This is a genomic window from Pseudomonas sp. LBUM1649, assembly GCF_059716155.1.
Genome location: NZ_CP166807.1, coordinates 885,755 through 904,616, shown reverse-complemented (window position 1 = coordinate 904,616; position 18,862 = coordinate 885,755). Strand labels below are relative to the sequence as shown.

The 18,862-nt window shown below is 60.2% G+C and carries 23 protein-coding genes; 11 read left to right on the top strand and 12 right to left on the bottom strand.

Features of this window, described 5'->3' with window-relative positions; translation table 11 throughout:
* Nucleotides 1-32: 32 nt before the first annotated feature.
* From hisC to ACA058_RS03965, 10 genes are all read right to left on the bottom strand, one after another.
* Nucleotides 33-1,085: a histidinol-phosphate transaminase gene (gene hisC, locus ACA058_RS04010; RefSeq protein ID WP_497637953.1), complete on the bottom strand. Its 1,053-nt coding sequence runs from the start codon at nucleotides 1,083-1,085 to the stop codon at nucleotides 33-35.
* A gap of 1 nt (nucleotide 1,086) precedes the next feature.
* A complete protein-coding gene (gene hisD, locus ACA058_RS04005; protein ID WP_497637952.1) occupies nucleotides 1,087-2,412 on the bottom strand; it encodes a histidinol dehydrogenase in 1,326 nt (441 codons plus the stop codon).
* 126 nt (nucleotides 2,413-2,538) lie between these two features.
* Nucleotides 2,539-3,174, bottom strand: coding sequence for an ATP phosphoribosyltransferase (gene hisG / locus ACA058_RS04000; RefSeq protein WP_008018703.1), 636 nt, complete (start codon nucleotides 3,172-3,174; stop codon nucleotides 2,539-2,541).
* A 128-nt stretch (nucleotides 3,175-3,302) separates the two neighbouring features.
* Entirely contained in the window at nucleotides 3,303-4,568 is a 1,266-nt protein-coding gene (gene murA / locus ACA058_RS03995; RefSeq protein WP_497637951.1) for a UDP-N-acetylglucosamine 1-carboxyvinyltransferase, read from the bottom strand.
* Between the two features lie 22 nt (nucleotides 4,569-4,590).
* Entirely contained in the window at nucleotides 4,591-4,830 is a 240-nt protein-coding gene (locus tag ACA058_RS03990; RefSeq protein WP_497637950.1) for a BolA family protein, read from the bottom strand.
* A 114-nt stretch (nucleotides 4,831-4,944) separates the two neighbouring features.
* Nucleotides 4,945-5,250, bottom strand: coding sequence for an STAS domain-containing protein (locus ACA058_RS03985; protein WP_497637949.1), 306 nt, complete (start codon nucleotides 5,248-5,250; stop codon nucleotides 4,945-4,947).
* Nucleotides 5,247-5,888: an MlaC/ttg2D family ABC transporter substrate-binding protein gene (locus tag ACA058_RS03980; protein ID WP_497637948.1), complete on the bottom strand. Its 642-nt coding sequence runs from the start codon at nucleotides 5,886-5,888 to the stop codon at nucleotides 5,247-5,249. The genes ACA058_RS03985 and ACA058_RS03980 overlap by 4 nt, the downstream gene beginning before the upstream one ends.
* An 11-nt stretch (nucleotides 5,889-5,899) precedes the next feature.
* On the bottom strand, nucleotides 5,900-6,367 hold the full coding sequence (gene mlaD / locus ACA058_RS03975) for an outer membrane lipid asymmetry maintenance protein MlaD (protein ID WP_008054374.1): 468 nt from the start codon (nucleotides 6,365-6,367) through the stop codon (nucleotides 5,900-5,902).
* Nucleotides 6,367-7,164, bottom strand: a complete 798-nt coding sequence (gene mlaE / locus ACA058_RS03970) for a lipid asymmetry maintenance ABC transporter permease subunit MlaE (RefSeq protein ID WP_497637947.1) — start codon at nucleotides 7,162-7,164, stop codon at nucleotides 6,367-6,369. The genes mlaD and mlaE overlap by 1 nt, the downstream gene beginning before the upstream one ends.
* Nucleotides 7,164-7,973: an ATP-binding cassette domain-containing protein gene (locus tag ACA058_RS03965; protein ID WP_497637946.1), complete on the bottom strand. Its 810-nt coding sequence runs from the start codon at nucleotides 7,971-7,973 to the stop codon at nucleotides 7,164-7,166. Before ACA058_RS03965 ends, mlaE begins: the two co-directional genes overlap by 1 nt.
* Before the next feature lie 274 nt (nucleotides 7,974-8,247).
* Between ACA058_RS03965 and ACA058_RS03960 the strand changes: the two genes are divergently transcribed.
* The 10 genes from ACA058_RS03960 to ACA058_RS03915 all read left to right on the top strand — a co-directional run bounded on the left by ACA058_RS03960 (nucleotide 8,248) and on the right by ACA058_RS03915 (nucleotide 15,277).
* Nucleotides 8,248-9,222 carry a KpsF/GutQ family sugar-phosphate isomerase gene (locus tag ACA058_RS03960; protein WP_497637945.1) on the top strand — a complete coding sequence of 325 codons (975 nt, stop codon included), beginning with the start codon at nucleotides 8,248-8,250 and terminating at the stop codon, nucleotides 9,220-9,222.
* Nucleotides 9,222-9,746 carry a KdsC family phosphatase gene (locus ACA058_RS03955; RefSeq protein WP_497637944.1) on the top strand — a complete coding sequence of 175 codons (525 nt, stop codon included), beginning with the start codon at nucleotides 9,222-9,224 and terminating at the stop codon, nucleotides 9,744-9,746. The genes ACA058_RS03960 and ACA058_RS03955 overlap by 1 nt, the downstream gene beginning before the upstream one ends.
* A gap of 8 nt (nucleotides 9,747-9,754) precedes the next feature.
* Nucleotides 9,755-10,327, top strand: coding sequence for an LPS export ABC transporter periplasmic protein LptC (lptC, locus tag ACA058_RS03950; protein WP_497637943.1), 573 nt, complete (start codon nucleotides 9,755-9,757; stop codon nucleotides 10,325-10,327).
* A complete protein-coding gene (lptA, locus tag ACA058_RS03945; RefSeq protein WP_497637942.1) occupies nucleotides 10,314-10,862 on the top strand; it encodes a lipopolysaccharide transport periplasmic protein LptA in 549 nt (182 codons plus the stop codon). Before lptC ends, lptA begins: the two co-directional genes overlap by 14 nt.
* Nucleotides 10,862-11,587, top strand: a complete 726-nt coding sequence (lptB, locus tag ACA058_RS03940) for an LPS export ABC transporter ATP-binding protein (RefSeq protein WP_008054366.1) — start codon at nucleotides 10,862-10,864, stop codon at nucleotides 11,585-11,587. Before lptA ends, lptB begins: the two co-directional genes overlap by 1 nt.
* Before the next feature lie 184 nt (nucleotides 11,588-11,771).
* Nucleotides 11,772-13,265, top strand: a complete 1,494-nt coding sequence (locus ACA058_RS03935) for an RNA polymerase factor sigma-54 (RefSeq protein WP_497637941.1) — start codon at nucleotides 11,772-11,774, stop codon at nucleotides 13,263-13,265.
* Nucleotides 13,266-13,340: 75 nt separating this feature from the next.
* Nucleotides 13,341-13,649 carry a ribosome hibernation-promoting factor, HPF/YfiA family gene (gene hpf / locus ACA058_RS03930; protein ID WP_008018717.1) on the top strand — a complete coding sequence of 103 codons (309 nt, stop codon included), beginning with the start codon at nucleotides 13,341-13,343 and terminating at the stop codon, nucleotides 13,647-13,649.
* 12 nt (nucleotides 13,650-13,661) lie between these two features.
* Nucleotides 13,662-14,126 carry a PTS IIA-like nitrogen regulatory protein PtsN gene (ptsN, locus tag ACA058_RS03925; protein ID WP_497637940.1) on the top strand — a complete coding sequence of 155 codons (465 nt, stop codon included), beginning with the start codon at nucleotides 13,662-13,664 and terminating at the stop codon, nucleotides 14,124-14,126.
* A gap of 2 nt (nucleotides 14,127-14,128) precedes the next feature.
* Entirely contained in the window at nucleotides 14,129-14,986 is an 858-nt protein-coding gene (rapZ, locus tag ACA058_RS03920; protein WP_497637939.1) for an RNase adapter RapZ, read from the top strand.
* Nucleotides 14,987-15,001: 15 nt separating this feature from the next.
* The gene (locus ACA058_RS03915; protein WP_497637938.1) at nucleotides 15,002-15,277 is read left to right on the top strand and encodes an HPr family phosphocarrier protein; all 276 of its coding nucleotides are present in this window, start codon (nucleotides 15,002-15,004) and stop codon (nucleotides 15,275-15,277) included.
* Nucleotides 15,278-15,334: 57 nt separating this feature from the next.
* Here ACA058_RS03915 and pmbA read toward each other — a convergent pair whose 3' ends face one another.
* Nucleotides 15,335-16,681 (bottom strand): metalloprotease PmbA, encoded by a 1,347-nt coding sequence (gene pmbA / locus ACA058_RS03910; protein ID WP_497637937.1) that lies wholly within the window; start codon nucleotides 16,679-16,681, stop codon nucleotides 15,335-15,337.
* Between the two features lie 108 nt (nucleotides 16,682-16,789).
* Here pmbA and yjgA point away from each other — a divergent pair, with 108 nt between their 5' ends.
* Complete coding sequence (gene yjgA, locus ACA058_RS03905; RefSeq protein ID WP_034148278.1) at nucleotides 16,790-17,314, top strand: ribosome biogenesis factor YjgA; 525 nt, start codon at nucleotides 16,790-16,792, stop codon at nucleotides 17,312-17,314.
* 92 nt (nucleotides 17,315-17,406) lie between these two features.
* Here yjgA and tldD read toward each other — a convergent pair whose 3' ends face one another.
* Nucleotides 17,407-18,849: a metalloprotease TldD gene (gene tldD / locus ACA058_RS03900; protein ID WP_497637936.1), complete on the bottom strand. Its 1,443-nt coding sequence runs from the start codon at nucleotides 18,847-18,849 to the stop codon at nucleotides 17,407-17,409.
* Nucleotides 18,850-18,862 lie beyond the last annotated feature (13 nt).

Sequence of the window (18,862 nt, the reverse complement as noted above, 5' to 3'; positions counted from 1 at the left end):
CGGAGCGTGGGAACGATCAGTCTGGCGGGGGGCTAGAGGTCGCCGAGGCCGTCGATCAGGGCCTGATTCTGCTCAGGCGTACCGATCGAGATCCGCAGGAACTGGGCAATCCGTTCCTGCTTGAAGTGCCGCACGATCACGCCCTGCTCACGCAACTTCGCAGCCAGTCCCGCTGCATCATACTGCGGGTGACGGGCAAAAATGAAGTTCGCCGCCGACGGCAGCACCTCGAAGCCCAAGGCCAGCAACTGCGCGATTACCCATTCACGGTGTTCGATCACCAGGCTACAGGTCTTGTCGAAATACTCGCGATCCTCAAATGCCGCCGCCGCACCGACATTCGCCATGCGATCGATCGGATAGGAGTTGAAGCTGTTCTTGATCCGCTCCAGCGCCTCGATCAGGTCCGGATGCCCCACCGCCAGGCCAACCCGCAGGCCGGCCAGCGAACGTGATTTGGACAGGGTCTGGGTCACCAGCAGGTTCGGATAACGGTCCACCAGGCTGATCGCCGTTTCGCCACCGAAGTCGATGTAAGCCTCGTCGACCACCACCACCGAATCCGGGCTGGCCTTGAGAATCTGCTCGACCGCGTCCAGCGCCAACAGGCAACCGGTCGGTGCGTTCGGGTTGGGGAAGATGATCCCGCCGTTCGGTTTTGCGTAATCCGCAGGATTGATCTGGAACTGCTCGTCCAGCGGCACCGCGTCAAACTTGATGCCATACAACCCGCAGTAGACCGGATAGAAGCTGTAGCTGATGTCCGGGAACAGCAGCGGCTGATCGTGCTGCAGCAACCCGTGGAAGATGTGCGCCAGGACTTCGTCGGAACCGTTGCCGAGAAACACCTGATTGCTCTGCACGCTGTAATAGTTGGCGACGGCGTTCTTGAGCAGATCGCTGTTCGGGTCCGGGTACAGGCGCAGGTTGTCGTTCAGTTCGGTCTGCATCGCAGCAAGGGCCTTGGGCGAGGGACCGTACGGGTTTTCGTTGGTATTGAGCTTCACCAGTTTCGCCAGTTTCGGCTGCTCGCCCGGTACGTAAGGCACCAGATTCTTGACGAACGGGCTCCAGAATTTACTCATCTCAGTTCCCCTGCTTGTCGTCGATGATGCGGTATTCGGCACTGCGGGCGTGGGCGGTCAGCGACTCGCCACGGGCCAGCACGGAAGCGGTTTTGCCCAGGTCGGACGCGCCCTGCTCCGAGCAAAAAATGATCGACGAACGTTTCTGGAAGTCGTATACGCCCAGCGGCGACGAGAACCGCGCCGTGCCGGACGTCGGCAATACGTGGTTCGGGCCTGCGCAGTAATCGCCCAAGGCTTCGGAGGTGTGACGGCCCATGAAGATTGCACCGGCGTGGCGAATCTGAGGCAGCCAGGCTTGCGGGTCGGCAACCGACAGCTCCAGGTGTTCCGGAGCGATGCGGTTGGCCACTTCGATGGCCTGGTTCATGTCTTCGACCAGAATCAGGGCGCCACGGCCAATGATCGAGGTTTCGATGATTTCGGCCCGCTCCATGGTTGGCAGCAGTTTGTGGATGCTGACGGCGACCTTGTCGAGGAACTCGGCGTCCGGGCTGACCAGAATCGCTTGGGCGTCTTCGTCATGCTCGGCCTGGGAGAACAGATCCATGGCGATCCAGTCAGGATCAGTCTGGCCGTCACACACCACGAGGATCTCGGACGGACCGGCGATCATGTCGATACCGACCTGGCCAAACACGTGACGCTTGGCGGTGGCGACATAGATGTTGCCCGGCCCGACCACTTTGTCGACCTTCGGCACGCTTTCGGTGCCATAAGCCAGCGCGGCAACAGCTTGCGCGCCGCCGATGGTGAACACTCGGTCAACGCCGGCGATGCAGGCAGCCGCCAGCACAAGCTCGTTGATTTCACCGCGCGGGGTCGGCACCACCATGACCACTTCGGTCACACCGGCAACCTTGGCCGGAATCGCGTTCATCAACACAGAAGAGGGGTACGACGCCTTGCCGCCCGGCACGTACAAACCGGCGCGATCGAGCGGCGTGACCTTTTGGCCCAGCACGGTGCCGTCGGCTTCGGTGTAGCTCCAGGAGTCCTGTTTCTGCTTTTCGTGGTAGCTGCGCACGCGGGCCGCGGCTTTTTCCAGGGCTTCGCGCTGTGGCACGGTAATGCGGGTCAGTGCCAGCTCCAGGCGTTCGCGCGGCAGGATCAGGTCCGCCATGGACGCGACATCCAGCCCGTCGAACTGGCGGGTGAATTCCACCAACGCGGCATCGCCACGCTCGCGCACGGCCTTGATGATGTCCAGCACTCGCTGATTGACCGAGTCGTCAGACACACTTTCCCAGCTCAGCAGATGATCCAGATGATGTGCGAAATCCGGGTCAGCAGCGTTGAGTCGGCGAATTGCAGTCGGTGCGGTCATAGCGAGAGCCTCATAGGATTGGCAAAAACTCAGGCGCCCTAACTTAGCAGTCGTTTCCGCTTGGGCACCTGAGAATTCTGGCTATGAGGCGGATAGACGGGCGCGACTTAACGTCGCGCGGGTGAATCAGCCGCGGTGTCGAGACTCCACTGCCTTGCGCAGGGTGTCGATCAACGCCTGGATACGGGCGTGCTGCATTTTCATCGAAGCTTTGTTGACGATCAGCCGAGAGCTGATGGCCGCGATGAAATCCTGTGGCTCCAGGCCATTGGCCCGCAGCGTGTTACCGGTGTCGACCACGTCGATGATCTTGTCGGCCAGGCCGATCAGCGGCGCCAGCTCCATCGAGCCGTAGAGCTTGATGATGTCGACCTGACGGCCCTGCTCGGCGTAGTAACGCTTGGCAACGTTGACGAACTTGGTGGCGATACGCAGGCGCCCCTTGGGCTCGACCGCGCCGACCTTGCCGGCGGTCATCAACTTGCACTGGGCAATCTGCAGGTCCAGTGGCTCGTACAGGCCCTGGCCGCCGTATTCCATCAGCACGTCTTTACCGGCGACACCGAGATCGGCGGCACCATGTTCGACATACGTCGGCACGTCGGTGGCACGCACGATCAACAGGCGTACATCTTCCTGGGTCGTGGGGATGATCAGCTTGCGGCTCTTGTCCGGATTCTCGGTCGGCACGATGCCCGCTTCAGCCAGAAGCGGCAGGGTGTCGTCAAGGATGCGGCCCTTGGACAGTGCGATGGTCAACATGGGAAACGTCAGTCCTTATCAAGGTACTAATGCCCGGTCGCAAATGGCGCCGGACACACATCGAGCCGGCGACCGGCTCGACTTGAAACGAATTCAACAGGCACGTCCCTGTGCCCATGCAGCAGAAACTAGCCTGGAACGCGGCGGATCTTGGCGCCCAGCATCTGCAGTTTCTCTTCGATGCACTCGTAACCACGGTCGATGTGATAGATGCGGTCGATCAGGGTGTCGCCGTCGGCAATCAGCGCCGAGATGACCAGGCTGGCCGAAGCACGCAGGTCGGTGGCCATCACTGGCGCGCCCTTGAGCTTCTCGGTGCCGGTGACGATGGCGGTGTTGCCTTCGACCTGGATCTTGGCGCCCATGCGGTGCAGCTCGTAGACGTGCATGAAGCGGTTTTCGAAGATCGTCTCGATCACTGCGCCCGTGCCTTCGGCAATGGCGTTGAGGGAGATGAACTGCGCCTGCATGTCGGTCGGGAACGCCGGGTAAGGAGCGGTCCGCACGTTGACGGCTTTCGGCCGCTTGCCGTGCATGTTCAGCTCGATCCAGTCTTCGCCGCAGGTGATTTCCGCGCCCGCTTCCCGGAGTTTTTCCAAGACGGCTTCGAGGATTGTCGGATCAGTGTCCTTGACCTTCACACGCCCGCCGGTCACGGCCGCAGCCACCAGGTAGGTGCCGGTTTCGATACGGTCCGGCATCACCTTGTACGTGGTGGTGTGCAGACGCTCGACACCATCAATGGTGATGGTATCGGTGCCAGCGCCGGAAACCTTGGCGCCCATGGCGTTCAGGAAGTTCGCCAGGTCGACGACTTCAGGCTCGCGCGCGGCATTCGCCAGGACGCTGCGGCCCTTGGCCAGGGCCGCGGCCATCATGATGTTTTCGGTACCGGTCACACTGACGGTGTCGAAGAAGAAGTGCGCACCGCGCAGGCCGCCTTCAGGCGCCTTGGCCTTGATGTAGCCGCCTTCGACGTCGATGACCGCGCCCATGGCCTCCAGGCCACGGATGTGCAGGTCGACCGGACGCGAACCGATGGCGCAACCGCCAGGCAGTGCGACTTCGGCTTCACCGAAACGGGCAACCATCGGGCCCAGCACCAGGATCGACGCACGCATGGTCTTAACCAGTTCGTACGGAGCGATCAGGGTCTTGATGGTACGCGGATCGATTTCGACGGCCAGCTTCTCGTCGATCACCGGCTCGATCCCCATGCGACCGAACAGCTCGATCATTGTGGTGATGTCGTGCAGGTGTGGCAGGTTGGCAACGGTCACCGGACCATCGCACAGCAGGGTGGCCGCCAGGATCGGCAGGGCAGAGTTCTTTGCCCCGGAGATGCGGATCTCGCCGTCAAGACGAGCACCGCCAGTAATAATCAATTTATCCATAAGAATCTCGACGCCCTTGGGCTCAGGTGCGCTCGGCCCAGGCCGCGCTGCTGAAAAATTTCATAGTGACAGCATGGATGCTGCCATCGGTGATCCATGGGTTCAAATGGGCATAGATCTGCTGCTGACGCTTCACCGGGCTCAACGCCGCCAGTTCATCGCTAATCACGTTCAGCTGGAAATTGCAGCCTTCGCCCTCGACTTCCACCAACGTTTCGGGCAGCTTTCCTTCAAGGAAGCTCTTCACTTCTACGGCCTGCATGCTCAACCTCAATCGGCGCCCTGTGCGCGCGGGTCGGACATCATACAAAAAAGCCCCGCGCCTGCGAACCCCGCGAAGCAGGACTCTGACGGGGGGCTTGTTCATAGATGCGGGTTAGGGATGCGCCAATAGCTCGGTCAGTTCACTGACCTGAGCGATTTCGCGCATGTCTTCTGGCATCCCGCGGATGCTCAGCGCCTTGCCGGCCGCCTGGGCATCACGCATGAAACACAACAGCAACGACAGACCGACGCTGCTGGACTTCTCCACCGCCGAACAATCAACCACCACGGCCGCAGCCTTGCTGGCATTGATCAGCGCCTGCCCCTGCTGGCGCAGCTCAGGGCCGGTGCGATAATCCAGCACACCGCTGAGCCGCAGCTCGCCGGCTTCGTCCATCCGGACCGCCGACTCACTCATTGGGTCTGTTTCTCGGTGGATTCCTTGGCCTTGGCGACTTCCCCGGCCCAACCATTGATGGTTTTGTCCAGGTCGTTGCCATTGCGCTGCATCGCATCAGCGAACTGATCACGGAACAGCTTGCCAATGTTGATGCCGTTGATGATGACGTTGCGCAGTTTCCACTCGCCGCCGACCCTTTCCAGTGTATAGGACACAGGATAGACCGCGCCGTTGCTGCCCTTGACCGTCATGCCGACGCTCGTACGCTCGCCCGACTCGTCCTTGGCAGGATCAACGGTAATGCCCTGGTTGTTGTACTCGAGCAAGGCATTGCCATAGAACTGGAACAGACCCTTCTTGAAGTTTTCTTCAAAGGTCTTCATTTGCGCAGGGGTAGCTTTGCGCGAGTACTTGACCGTCATAATGCTCTTGGAAATACCTTCGGCATCCACCACCGGCCCGACAATGTTGTTGAGCGCCGCATAGAAGTCCTGCGGATCCTGCTTGTACTTCTCTTTGTTGGCGGCCAGGTCGGCCAGCAAGCGGTTGGTGGTGTCTTGAACCAGCTCGTGCGCGGTAGGCGCCGCCACGGCGTTGGCCACCAACGGCAAGGCCGCGAGCAAAACCAACAGGCCACGTCGCAAGGTAGAGATCATTCAAAAGCTCCTCATTTGGCGTCTTTGCTAACGGTATTGAGCAGGAATTTACCGATCAGGTCCTCGAGCACCAGCGACGACTGGGTGTCGTGGATGGTCCCGCCATCCTTGAGCAGGGCTTCTTCCCCGCCCACACTGATACCGATGTACTTCTCGCCCAACAGGCCAGCGGTCAGGATAGATGCAGTGGAGTCTGCCGGTAGATTATCTACGCGCTTCTCCAGTTGCATGGTCACCCGACCGGTGAAACTGTCGCGGTCCAGATCGATTGCCGTGACCTTGCCGATGGTCACACCGGCCATGGTCACTTTAGCTCTGACAGTCAAACCGGCGATATTGTCGAAATATGCATAAAGTTTATAGGTTTCGGTGCTCGGGCTCGGGGACAGGCCACTGACCCGCAACGCCAGCAACAACAAAGCCAGGATGCCAGCCAGCAAGAAAAGGCCGACACCGATTTCCAGGGTGCGGTTTTGCATCAGAAATCTCCAAACATCAAGGCGGTCAGAATAAAGTCCAGGCCGAGCACAGCCAAAGAGGCATACACCACGGTCTTGGTAGTGGCACGACTGATCCCCTCTGAAGTGGGCTCGCAGTCATAGCCTTGGAATACGGCGATCCAGGTCACGACGAAGGCGAAGACCATGCTTTTGATGATGCCGTTGAGCACATCGTCGGCAAACGTCACGCTGTTCTGCATGTTCGACCAGTAGGAGCCTTCATAGACACCCAGCCAGTCGACGGCCACCCAGGAACCGCCCCAGATACCCACCACGCTGAAAATCATCGCCAGCACCGGCAAGGAAATGAAGCCGGCCCACAGGCGCGGGGCAATGATGTATTTAAGCGGGTCCACCCCGATCATTTCCAGACTGGAGAGCTGTTCGGTGGACTTCATGTTGCCGATTTCCGCCGTCAACGCCGACCCGGCACGCCCCGCGAACAGCAATGCCGTGACCACAGGCCCCAGCTCACGCAACAGCGTCAGCGCCACCATCTGCCCCACCGCCTGCTCCGAACCGTAGCTGGACAGGATGTTGAAGCCTTGCAGCGCCAGCACCATGCCGATGAATATCCCGGAGACCACGATGATCACCAGGGACATCACACCCACCGAATGCAGTTGCTTGATCAGCAAGCCAAACCCGCCACCGATGCCACCGCGCCCCAGCAGTGCGTGAAACAGAAAAATCGACGAGCGCCCGAACACCGCCAGCACATCGATGCCGGCGTGGCCGAACCGGCGCACCCTTTCCAAAAGTGAAATCTTGCGCATCAACGCTTCCCCAGAAGATCTGCGCGGTAATCCGTCGCTGGAAAGTGATAGGCGACCGGACCGTCGGGCTCGCCTGTCATGAATTGACGGATACGCGGCTCGTCCGAGTTCATCAGCTCGTCCGGCGTGCCCTGCCCCAACACCTGCCCGTCGCCCACCACATAGATGTAGTCGGCAATGCTGGCGGTCTCGGCCAGGTCATGGGAAACCACGATACTGGTAATGCCCAGCGCATCGTTGAGCAAGCGGATCAGGCGCACCAGCACACCCATGGCGATGGGGTCCTGGCCGACAAAGGGCTCGTCATACATGAGAATCTGCGGATCGAGCGCAATCGCCCGCGCCAGCGCGACGCGACGCTTCATGCCGCCGGAAAGTTCGTCGGGCATCAGGTCTATGGCGCCCCGCAACCCCACGGCCTGCAATTTGAGCAGGACGATGTCGCGGATCATTTCTTCGGGCAGCGCGGTATGAACGCGCAATGGAAAGGCGACGTTCTCGAAGACATCGAGGTCGGTAAACAGTGCGCCACTCTGAAACAACACACCCATGTGCTTGCGTGCATCGAACAGATCACTGCGCGACAACGTCGGCAGGTTCTGACCATTGACCCAGACTTCGCCACTGGCAGGCCGCAACTGGGCGCCCATCAAGCGCAACAGCGTGGTCTTGCCACACCCGGAAGGCCCCATGATGCCGGTGACCTTGCCGCGCGGGATACGGATATCAATGTTGTTGAAAATGCTGCGCGCACCGCGCTTGAAGGTCAGTCCCTTCAGCTCGACCGCGTAGGCGTTATCGGCACTCATCTAAACTCCTTGCGATGCAGCCTCACACTCGGACGCCTGGCTTCCTGACGAAAGCACATACTCCTGGGCGGGCCGAACTGGCGGCGAACTATATCACTGCAAGCGTCACGCGCCCAAGGCCAATGCCGGGCCATGTTCAGCAACATGACAGCCAGAAAGCTCCATCTAGAGGGGATTCGGTAACAACGAATGACAATGGGCAACGAACTTGCGTGAGGGTTTCTACCATACCGGCTATAATCGCCGCCTTTTCATCAGGCTAAACAGTTTCGAAATGAGCCAATCCAGCGACCTGATCAAGTCAGCACAACGCACCATCCGCCTCGAACTGGAAGCCGTAAAAAGCTTGCTGCCCCGTATAGATGCGGATTTCGTGCGCGCCTGCGAAATGATTCTGGCCAGCAAAGGCCGCGTCGTCGTGGTCGGCATGGGCAAATCGGGGCACATCGGCAACAAGATTGCCGCCACCCTGGCCAGTACCGGCACCACGGCCTTTTTTGTGCACCCTGCCGAAGCCAGCCATGGCGACATGGGCATGATCACCCGCGACGACATCATCCTGGCGCTGTCGAACTCCGGCTCGACCCATGAAATCGTCACCCTGCTGCCGCTGATCAAGCGCCTGGGCATCCAGCTGATCAGCATGACCGGCAAGCCCGACTCACCGTTGGCCAAGGCCGCCGAGGTCAACCTGAATGCTCATGTCGAGCACGAGGCCTGCCCGCTGAACCTGGCGCCCACCTCGTCGACGACCGCCGCGCTGGTCATGGGCGATGCCCTGGCCGTCGCGCTGCTGGAAGCTCGCGGTTTTACCGCTGAGGATTTCGCCTTTTCCCACCCGGGCGGTGCGCTGGGCCGACGCCTGCTGCTGAAAGTGGAAAACGTCATGCACGCCGGGCAAGAGCTGCCGCAAGTACAGCGCGGCACCCTGCTCAAGGATGCGTTGATGGAAATGACCCGCAAGGGCCTGGGCATGACCGTGGTACTCGAGGCCGACGGCAAGCTGGCCGGGATCTTCACCGACGGTGACTTGCGTCGCACACTGGACCGCAGCATCGACATCCACAACGCCATTATCGATCTGGTCATGACAGCCCATGGCAAGACCGCCCGCGCCGAAATGCTCGCCGCCGAGGCCCTGAAAATAATGGAAGATCACAAAATCAACGCGCTGGTCGTGGTCGACAGCGAAGATCGCCCGGTCGGTGCCCTGAACATGCACGACTTGCTGCGTGCGGGAGTAATGTAATGAGCACGGACCTGCTGCAACGCGGCCAACAGATCAAACTGGCGGTGTTCGATGTCGACGGCGTCCTGACCGACGGGCGCCTGTACTTCCTCGAAGACGGCAGCGAATTCAAGACGTTCAACACCCTCGACGGCCAGGGCATCAAGATGCTGATGGCGGCCGGCGTGCAGACCGCCATCATCAGCGGCCGCAAGACCCCGGTGGTCGAACGACGCGCGAAGAACCTCGGCATTCCCCACCTGTATCAGGGTCGCGAAGACAAACTGGTGGTGCTCGACGAGCTTCTTGGCCAACTCGGCCTAAGCTATGAGCAGGTCGCCTACCTCGGTGACGACTTGCCGGACCTGCCGGTGATCCGCCGGGTTGGCCTGGGCATGGCTGTGGCCAACGCCGCCAGCTTCGTGCGCGAGCACGCTCACGGCATCACCCAAGCCCGCGGTGGCGAAGGTGCCGCACGTGAATTCTGCGAATTGATCCTGCGCGCCCAAGGCCGCCTCGATGAGGCCAACGCCGCGTACCTGTGAGCCAGATCATGCTAAGTAAAAAGATTCGCAACATTCTGGTGTTCGGTAGCATCACGGCGATTTTCGCTGCGGTCGGCTACTGGAACATCAGCCCGGAACGCTTTCTCGACAAGCCGGTAGTGCAAGTCGATGAGAGTGCGATCGACTATTACGCCACCAACGCCCACAGCGTGCAGTACCTGCCGGACGGCAAGCTGCAATACGAGATGACGTCGGACAAGGTCGAGCACCTGAAAGCCACCGAAGTGACGCTGCTGACCAACCCCGACCTGAACATGTTCCGGGGCACCGAGTTCCCGTGGCACGTCCAGAGCGAAAAAGGCGAAGTCAATCCGGACGGCACCCAGGTCGAACTGATCGATTCGGTGCGCATTACCCGTTTCGACGAGAAAAACCGCAGGACGCTGATCACCACCACTCGCATGACCGTGTTCCCGCAGCAGCAATATGCGCAGACCGAGCAAGACGTTAGAATCGACGGCGCTGGCGGTGTATCGACTGGCAAGGGAATGAAGGCGTATTTGAAAGAAAGCAGGATACACCTGCTATCGAACGTAAGAGGACAGTATGAGGCTCGTTAAAACCCTCCCTATTTTGCTCAGTCTGGGCGCAGCACTGGGAAGCGTGAGCGCCTGGGCTCTGCCGGACGATCAGCAGCAGCCAATCCGCATTCAGGCCGACGATGCCCAACTGGACGACAAGCAAGGCATCGCCACTTACACCGGCGACGTCATCATCACCCAGGGTTCGATGAAGGTCACCGGTAACAAGGTGACCATGACCCGCGCCCCGAACGGCGACATCGACGTGGTGACTTCGGTGGGCAACCTGGCCTACTTCGAGCAACTGCAGACGGCTGGCGACACCAAGCCGGTTCAGGGCTGGGGCGTGACCATCCAGTACCTCGCTCCGCAAAACCGCGTGGTTCTGATCGATAAGGCCAAAGTCATTGACAAGGACAACAACGTCACCCAGGGTGAAAAAATCGTCTACGACACCGAGAAAAAGCTGGCCAGCGCCGGTCGCGCCACGGGCAGCAAGGTGACCGAGTCGCGTCCGCGCATCGACATGGTGATCCAGCCGAAAAAGAAAACCGACGAGAAAAAGGCCCCGTAATGGCAACTCTGAAAGCCCAGCACCTGGCCAAGAGCTACAAGAGCCGCCAGGTCGTGCGTGACGTCAGCCTGTCCATCGACAGCGGCCAGATCGTCGGCCTGCTTGGCCCCAACGGCGCCGGCAAGACCACCTGCTTCTACATGATCGTCGGCCTGGTACAGGCCGATCAGGGCCGCGTGCTGATCGATGACCTCGACGTCAGCCACCAGCCGATGCACGGTCGCGCCAAGGCGGGCATCGGTTATCTGCCGCAAGAAGCGTCGATCTTCCGCAAACTGTCGGTGGCCGACAACATCATGGCCATCCTCGAGACCCGCAAGGAACTCGACAAGGCCGGTCGCCGCAAGGAACTGGAAAGCCTGCTGCAGGAGTTCCACATCAGCCACATCCGCGACAACCTCGGCATGAGCCTGTCCGGCGGCGAACGCCGCCGCGTGGAAATCGCCCGGGCACTGGCCACCAACCCGAAATTCATCCTGCTCGACGAACCTTTCGCCGGCGTGGACCCGATTTCGGTGGGCGACATCAAGCAGATCATCCACCACCTCAAGGCCAAGGGCATCGGCGTGCTGATCACCGACCACAACGTCCGTGAAACCCTGGATATCTGTGAAACCGCCTACATTGTCAACGATGGCCAACTGATCGCCGAAGGCGACGCTGAAACCATCCTGGCCAACGACCTGGTGAAGGAAGTGTATCTGGGGCATGAATTCCGTCTGTAAGCGTCGAGGTGTCCGGCGGGTCGCCCGAGCGCATGCCGCAATAAAAAATCAACCTTTTTTTATTGTTACAGCGCTCTAGGCAAACGCCGCGGTTTCGGGCATATAATTTGCTTATGTTTGGCGCTCCGGCGCCCTGTAGTGGATGGCGCATGTGCGCCGGCGAATAAGGTGTTAAGCCCCTGCCATGAAACCATCGCTAGTCTTGAGAATGGGCCAGCAGCTGACGATGACACCGCAGCTGCAACAGGCCATCCGCCTGCTCCAATTGTCGACCCTGGACCTGCAACAGGAAATCCAGGAGGCCCTGGAGTCAAATCCGATGCTCGAGCGCCAGGAAGAAGGCGACGACTTCGACAATTCCGACCCTCTGGCCGACAGCGCCGAACACAAACCCAACACCGAGATCCAGGAACCCTCTTACCAGGAAAGCGCCCCGACGGTCGATAACATCGAGGAAGGCGACTGGAACGAGCGCATTCCCAACGAACTGCCTGTCGACACCGCCTGGGAAGACGTCTACCAGACCAGCGCCAGCAGCCTGCCGAGCAACGATGACGACGAGTGGGATTTCACCACCCGCACATCGGCCGGCGAGAGCCTGCAAAGCCACCTGCTGTGGCAATTGAACCTGGCACCGATGTCCGACACCGATCGCTTGATTGCCGTGACCCTGATCGATTGCATCAACAACCAGGGTTATCTGGACGAGACCCTGGAGGAAATCCTCGAAGCCTTCGATCCGGAACTGGACATCGAACTGGACGAAATCGAAGCCGTCCTGCACCGCATCCAGCAATTCGAACCCGCCGGCATCGGTGCACGCAACCTGGGCGAATGCCTGCTGCTGCAATTGCGCCAGCTACCCGCCAAGACGCCTTGGCTGGCCGAAGCCAAGCGCCTGGTCACTGACTACATCGACTTGCTCGGCAGCCGCGACTACAGTCAACTGATGCGCCGCATGAAGCTCAAGGAAGATGAACTGCGCCAGGTGATCGAACTGGTCCAGAGCCTCAACCCGCGCCCAGGCTCGCAAATCGAATCGACCGAAGCCGAATACGTGGTTCCCGACGTGATCGTGCGCAAGGACAACGAACGCTGGCTGGTGGAGCTCAACCAGGAGTCGGTGCCTCGCCTGCGGGTCAACGCCCAGTATGCAGGCTTCGTTCGCCGTGCCGACACCAGCGCCGACAATACCTTCATGCGCAATCAGCTGCAGGAAGCCCGCTGGTTCATCAAGAGCCTGCAAAGCCGTAACGAAACCCTGATGAAAGTGGCCACGCAGATCGTCGAGCATCAGCGCGGCTTCCTGGAGTACGGCGACGAAGCCATGAAACCATTGGTCCTGCATGACATCGCCGAAGCGGTCGGCATGCACGAGTCGACGATTTCGCGGGTGACCACGCAGAAATTCATGCATACCCCTCGGGGCATCTATGAACTGAAATACTTTTTCTCCAGCCACGTCAGCACCTCCGAGGGCGGAGAATGCTCGTCCACGGCGATTCGCGCGATCATCAAAAAACTGGTGGCTGCGGAAAATCAGAAAAAGCCGTTGAGTGACAGCAAGATCGCTGGTTTACTGGAGGCACAAGGCATTCAGGTGGCTCGCCGCACCGTCGCCAAGTACCGCGAATCCCTGGGGATCGCGCCTTCGAGCGAACGCAAGCGGTTGATGTAGGGCCACGCCACAGCGTTCCAGTGGCAGATCATCTGGATCTGCCGCTTTATGCACTGGCAACGAAGGAGAAGCTGTATGCAAGTCAACATCAGTGGACACCAACTGGAAGTGACCGAACCTCTTCGCTCCTACATCGGCGAAAAACTCGAACGATTGGAGCGACATTTCGACAAGATCACCAACGTGCAGGTCACGATGACGGTCGAAAAGCTGAAGCAGAAAATCGAAGCCACGCTGCATATTCCCGGCAATGAAGTGGTCGCCAACGCGGAACATACCGATATGTACGCGGCAATTGACGCACTGACCGACAAGCTGGATAAACAACTCAAAAAGCATAAGGAAAAGACCCAGAGCCTCCTCCAGGGCGCTACGGGTCGTTAACACTCCCAACCCATGATCCGACTTGAAAGCATCCTGACCCCCGGCCGTTCCCTGGTGAACGTGCCGGGCGGCAGTAAAAAGAAAGCCCTCGAGCAAATTGCCAACCTCATCCATCGCGAAGTGCCGGATCTGGCCATGCAGGATGTCTTCGAGAGCCTGGTCGCCCGTGAAAAACTCGGCTCAACCGGTTTTGGTAACGGCATTGCCATCCCCCACTGCCGTCTCAAGGGCTGTGATGCGCCCATCAGTGCCTTGATGCATCTGGACGCCCCCATCGATTTCGACGCCATCGATGGCGCACCGGTTGACCTGTTGTTCGTGCTACTGGTCCCGGAAGCCGCTACCGATGCGCACCTGGAGCTGTTACGCCAGATCGCCAGCATGCTCGACCGCAAGGAAGTGCGCGAAAAACTGCGCAGCGCCCCGAGCAATGAAGCCTTGTATCAGGTTGTCCTGGACGAGCAAAACGGTCATTAATCATGCGCTTGATCATCGTCAGCGGTCGTTCCGGCTCAGGCAAAAGTACCGCCCTCGACGTCCTCGAGGACAACGGCTACTACTGCATTGATAACCTGCCTGCCGGGTTGCTGCCCGAACTGGCCGAGCGAGCGCTGATACATACCGAGCTGGCACAACCGCTGGTTGCCGTATCCATCGATGCTCGCAACCTGCCAAGTCACCTGTCGCGGTTCCCCGAGTTGCTGGCAGACGTGCGCAGTCGCCACATCCAGTGCGATGTCCTGTACCTGGATGCCGACGAAGAAACCCTGCTCAAACGCTTCTCGGAAACCCGTCGGCGTCACCCGCTGAGCAATGCCAACCGCTCACTGGCCGAAGCGATCAACGACGAGACCACCCTGCTCGGCCCGATTGCCGACCTTGCCGATCTCAAGCTCAACACCACCAGCCTGAATTTGTATCAACTGCGCGATACCATCAAGCTGCGCCTGCTGAACCAGCCGGAACCCGGTACGGCATTCCTCGTGGAGTCGTTCGGGTTCAAGCGTGGCATGCCGGTCGACGCCGACCTGGTATTCGATGTGCGCTGCCTGCCCAATCCTTACTGGAAGCCGGAACTGCGCGAGCAGTCCGGGCTCGACCAACCGGTGGCCGATTACCTGGCGGCACAACCTGATGTCGAGGAAATGTTCCAGGACATTTCTACTTACTTGCTCAAATGGCTGCCACGCTTTGCCGCCAGCAACCGTGCCTATGTCACCATTGCCATTGGCTGTACCGGCGGCCATCACCGCTCCGTTTACCTGACTGAACGTCTTGGCCAGGTCCTGCAGCAATCCCTGAAGAATGTCCAGGTTCGCCACCGCGACCTCAGCTAAAGGATTCACACCGCGATGCCTGCTCTGGAAATCGAAATCATCAACAAGCTGGGCCTACATGCCCGCGCTTCGGCAAAATTCGTTGGGATCGCCGGTCAATTCAAGGATTGCACGATCAGGGTAGGACGCACGCCAGAATCCACCGTCGACGGCAAAAGCATCATGGCGATGATGATGCTGGCCGCCGGCAAGGGCACCAAAATTTATCTGAGCACGGAAGGCGAACAGGAACAGGAAGCGCTGGATGCGCTGGTGACGTTGATCAACAACTACTTCGACGAAGGCGAGTAAAGAAAAAAAGGCGCGACACCCGATGGGTGGCGCGCCTTTTTGTATAGCGGTCGGGGCTTAGCTGCCCGCCACCGTCATCCGCTCAATCAACACCGAACCCGTGCGAATGTTGCTGCGCAGTTCGAGGTCATTCCCCACGGCAACGATCTGCTTGAACATGTCACGCATGTTGCCGGCGATGGTCACTTCCTGGACCGCGAACTGGATTTCGCCGTTCTCGACCCAGTAACCCGCCGCGCCACGGGAGTAATCACCGGTGACCATGTTCAGGCCCTGGCCCATCAATTCGGTGACCAGCAGACCACGCCCCATGCGACGCAGCAGGGCAGTCTGGTCCTCATCACCGTGGGTGACGAACAGGTTGTGCACGCCACCCGCATTGGCGGTGCTCGGCATACCAAGCTTGCGACCTGAGTACGTGCCGAGTATGTAGGACACCAACTCGCCTTTTTCGACGAATGGTTTGGCGTAGGTTGCCAGGCCATCGCCATCGAACCCCGCACTACCCATGGCCTGCATCAAATGCGGACGCTCGTCGATGGTCAACCATTCCGGGAACAGCTTCTGCCCCAGCGTACCTTCGAGGAACGAGGATTTACGGTACAAGCTACCGCCGGAAATCGCCGACAGGAAACTGCCGAACAACCCGCCGGCCAGCTCCGCGGAAAACAGCACCGGCACTTCGCAGGTCGGCACCGGACGCGCGCCCAGACGGCTTGCCGCGCGTTGCGCAGCACGTTGGCCGATGCTGACCGGATCAGCCAGCAGATTGCCCTGGCGGTTCACGTCGTACCAGTAATCGCGCTGCATCTGGCCATCAGCCTCGGCGATCATGACGCAACTCAAGCTGTGCCGGGTCGACGCATAACCGCCAACAAACCCGTGGCTGTTGCCGTAGACGCGGCAGCCCTGATGCGTGCTCAGGGTGGTGCCATCGGCGTTCTTGATCCGGCTGTCGGCGGCAAACGCTGCGGCCTCACAGGCCAGAGCCTGCTCGATCGCTTGTTCCGGGGTGATGTCCCATTGGTGGAACAGGTCGAAGTCCTGAACATCCCTGGCCATCAGCGCGGCATCTGCCAGGCCCGAGGCTTCGTCTTCCGAGGTGTGCCTGGCAATCGCCAGGGCAGCGGCAACGGTTTCGCGAATCGCCTCCGGCCCACTGGCCGAGGTGCTGGCCGAGCCCTTGCGCTGACCGACGTACAAGGTGATGCCAAAACCCTGATCGCGGTTGAATTCGACGGTTTCGACTTCACGCTGGCGAACTGTGGTCGACAGGCCTTGCTCCAGGGACACCGCCACTTCACAGGCACTGGCTCCCTGTCGCTTGGCTTCAGCGATGATCTGCTCGACTTGTTCTTGCAGTGCCGGCAACGCTTGTGGGCCGACGCTTTCAACTGCACTCATGCTGTTCTCCACTCAAATTCTGCTTTCGGTAACGGTCATCGAGCGACCGGGCCGGACAAGCGGCCCCCGACTGGTTATCATGGCGGCGTTTCTTTGCGGACGGCCACCATGGTTGATTCTTACGACGACTCCCTCGATACGGGAGAAAAAAGCAAATCCCAGGTTAAACGCGAGCTGCATGCTCTGGTTGACCTCGGCGAGCGCCTTACAACGCTCAAGCCTGACTTGCTGGCAAAATTGCCGTTGACCGACGCCATGCGTCGGGCTCTGGCCGATGCGCCCAAGCACACCGCGAACATCGCGCGTAAACGGCACCTTCAGTTCATCGGCAAACTGATGCGCGATCAGGACACTGACGCGATTCTGGTATTGCTCGATCAACTCGATGCCTCCACTCGCCAGTACAACGAACGCTTCCATAACCTGGAACGTTGGCGCGATCGCCTGATCGCCGGCGACGATGCCGTACTGGAAAAATTCGTCGTCGACTACCCGGACGCGGACCGCCAGCAATTGCGTTCCCTGATCCGTCAGGCCCAGCACGAGGTTGCGCAAAACAAGCCTCCTGCTTCGAGCCGTAAAATCTTCAAGTACATCCGAGAGCTGGACGAGACTCAACGCGGTCTGCGTTAAGTAACGTCCTGTAGGAGCTGCCGCAGGCTGCGATCTTTGCTTTTTCAAAGATCAAAAGATCGCAGCCTGCGGCAGCTCCTACAGCTGTCATCTTACGCGCCCGTGCCACCCACGGTGATCGCATCAATCTTCAGCGTTGGCTGGCCGACACCCACCGGCACCGACTGCCCATCCTTGCCACACGTCCCCACACCGCTGTCCAGTGCCAGGTCGTTGCCGACCATCGACACCTTGCTCATGGCCTCCGGGCCGTTGCCGATCAACGTCGCGCCTTTGACCGGGGCGGTGATCTTGCCGTCTTCGATCAGGTACGCCTCGCTGGTGGAGAACACGAACTTGCCGCTGGTGATGTCCACCTGACCGCCGCCGAGGTTGGCGCAGTAGATGCCCTTCTTCACCGACGCGATGATCTCCGCCGGGTCGCTTTCACCGGCGAGCATGTAGGTGTTGGTCATGCGCGGCATCGGCAGGTGCGCGTAGGATTCGCGACGGCCGTTACCGGTGCGGGCCACGCCCATCAGGCGGGCGTTGAGCTTGTCCTGCATGTAGCCCTTGAGTACGCCGTTTTCGATCAGCGTGGTGCACTCGGTCGGCGTACCTTCGTCATCAACGCTCAAGGAACCACGACGACCGGCCAGGGTGCCGTCATCGACGATGGTGCACAGCTTGGAGGCAACCATCTCGCCCATGCGCCCGCTGTAAGCCGAGCTGCCCTTGCGGTTGAAGTCGCCTTCCAGACCGTGACCGACCGCTTCGTGCAGCAGCACGCCCGACCAGCCGGAACCCAGCACCACCGGCAAGGTGCCGGCCGGCGCCGGAATGGCTTCCAGATTGACCAACGCCTGGCGCAGCGCTTCACGGGCATAGCTCATGGCGCGGTCTTCACCAAGGAAATAACGGTAATCGGTACGCCCGCCACCGCCGTGGCCGCCGCGCTCGCGACGGCCGTTCTGTTCGACGATCACGCTGACGTTGAAGCGCACCAGTGGCCGTACATCCGCCGCCAGACCGCCATCGGTGGACGCCACCAGTATCCGCTCCCATACACCGGCCATGCTCACGGTGACTTGCTGGATACGCGGGTCAAGGGCGCGCGTGGCGGCATCGATGCGCTTGAGCAGATCGACTTTCTCGGCACGGGTCAGCACTTCCAGCGGATTGTCCGGCCCGTACAACTGCGCCACATCCTGAGTGGTGAAAGCTTGCACGGTGCCATTCTGCCCGGCCCGGGAGATCGAACGGGCGGCACGGGCCGCCGCGCCCAGGGCTTCCAGGGTGATGGCATTGCTGTAGGCAAACCCGGTCTTCTCACCGGACTGCGCGCGAACGCCAACCCCTTGGTCGAGGTTGAAGCTGCCTTCCTTGACGATGCCATCTTCCAGCGCCCAGGACTCGGAAATCTGCCCCTGGAAATACAGGTCGGCGGCGTCGATGCCGGGGCCGGCCAGGTCGCCGAGCACACCTTGCAGGCTTTCGATCGTTACGCCACCGGGTGCCAGGAGGTGTTCACTGACTGAGGACAACAACTCGCTCATATGCTTTACGCCT

Coding starts and splice junctions, on each gene's coding strand:
- ACA058_RS03990 (WP_497637950.1), bottom strand. CDS start 4,830: ATGCAGGCCGTAGAAGTGAAGAGCTTCCTTGAAGGAAAGCTGCCCGAA.
- pmbA (WP_497637937.1), bottom strand. CDS start 16,681: ATGAGTGCAGTTGAAAGCGTCGGCCCACAAGCGTTGCCGGCACTGCAA.
- hpf (WP_008018717.1), top strand. CDS start 13,341: ATGCAAGTCAACATCAGTGGACACCAACTGGAAGTGACCGAACCTCTT.
- hisC (WP_497637953.1), bottom strand. CDS start 1,085: ATGAGTAAATTCTGGAGCCCGTTCGTCAAGAATCTGGTGCCTTACGTA.
- hisG (WP_008018703.1), bottom strand. CDS start 3,174: ATGTTGACCATCGCACTGTCCAAGGGCCGCATCCTTGACGACACCCTG.
- lptC (WP_497637943.1), top strand. CDS start 9,755: ATGCTAAGTAAAAAGATTCGCAACATTCTGGTGTTCGGTAGCATCACG.
- ptsN (WP_497637940.1), top strand. CDS start 13,662: ATGATCCGACTTGAAAGCATCCTGACCCCCGGCCGTTCCCTGGTGAAC.
- murA (WP_497637951.1), bottom strand. CDS start 4,568: ATGGATAAATTGATTATTACTGGCGGTGCTCGTCTTGACGGCGAGATC.
- ACA058_RS03960 (WP_497637945.1), top strand. CDS start 8,248: ATGAGCCAATCCAGCGACCTGATCAAGTCAGCACAACGCACCATCCGC.
- ACA058_RS03915 (WP_497637938.1), top strand. CDS start 15,002: ATGCCTGCTCTGGAAATCGAAATCATCAACAAGCTGGGCCTACATGCC.
- ACA058_RS03955 (WP_497637944.1), top strand. CDS start 9,222: ATGAGCACGGACCTGCTGCAACGCGGCCAACAGATCAAACTGGCGGTG.
- yjgA (WP_034148278.1), top strand. CDS start 16,790: ATGGTTGATTCTTACGACGACTCCCTCGATACGGGAGAAAAAAGCAAA.
- mlaE (WP_497637947.1), bottom strand. CDS start 7,164: ATGCGCAAGATTTCACTTTTGGAAAGGGTGCGCCGGTTCGGCCACGCC.
- ACA058_RS03965 (WP_497637946.1), bottom strand. CDS start 7,973: ATGAGTGCCGATAACGCCTACGCGGTCGAGCTGAAGGGACTGACCTTC.
- ACA058_RS03980 (WP_497637948.1), bottom strand. CDS start 5,888: ATGATCTCTACCTTGCGACGTGGCCTGTTGGTTTTGCTCGCGGCCTTG.
- lptA (WP_497637942.1), top strand. CDS start 10,314: ATGAGGCTCGTTAAAACCCTCCCTATTTTGCTCAGTCTGGGCGCAGCA.
- mlaD (WP_008054374.1), bottom strand. CDS start 6,367: ATGCAAAACCGCACCCTGGAAATCGGTGTCGGCCTTTTCTTGCTGGCT.
- ACA058_RS03985 (WP_497637949.1), bottom strand. CDS start 5,250: ATGAGTGAGTCGGCGGTCCGGATGGACGAAGCCGGCGAGCTGCGGCTC.
- hisD (WP_497637952.1), bottom strand. CDS start 2,412: ATGACCGCACCGACTGCAATTCGCCGACTCAACGCTGCTGACCCGGAT.
- ACA058_RS03935 (WP_497637941.1), top strand. CDS start 11,772: ATGAAACCATCGCTAGTCTTGAGAATGGGCCAGCAGCTGACGATGACA.
- tldD (WP_497637936.1), bottom strand. CDS start 18,849: ATGAGCGAGTTGTTGTCCTCAGTCAGTGAACACCTCCTGGCACCCGGT.
- rapZ (WP_497637939.1), top strand. CDS start 14,129: ATGCGCTTGATCATCGTCAGCGGTCGTTCCGGCTCAGGCAAAAGTACC.
- lptB (WP_008054366.1), top strand. CDS start 10,862: ATGGCAACTCTGAAAGCCCAGCACCTGGCCAAGAGCTACAAGAGCCGC.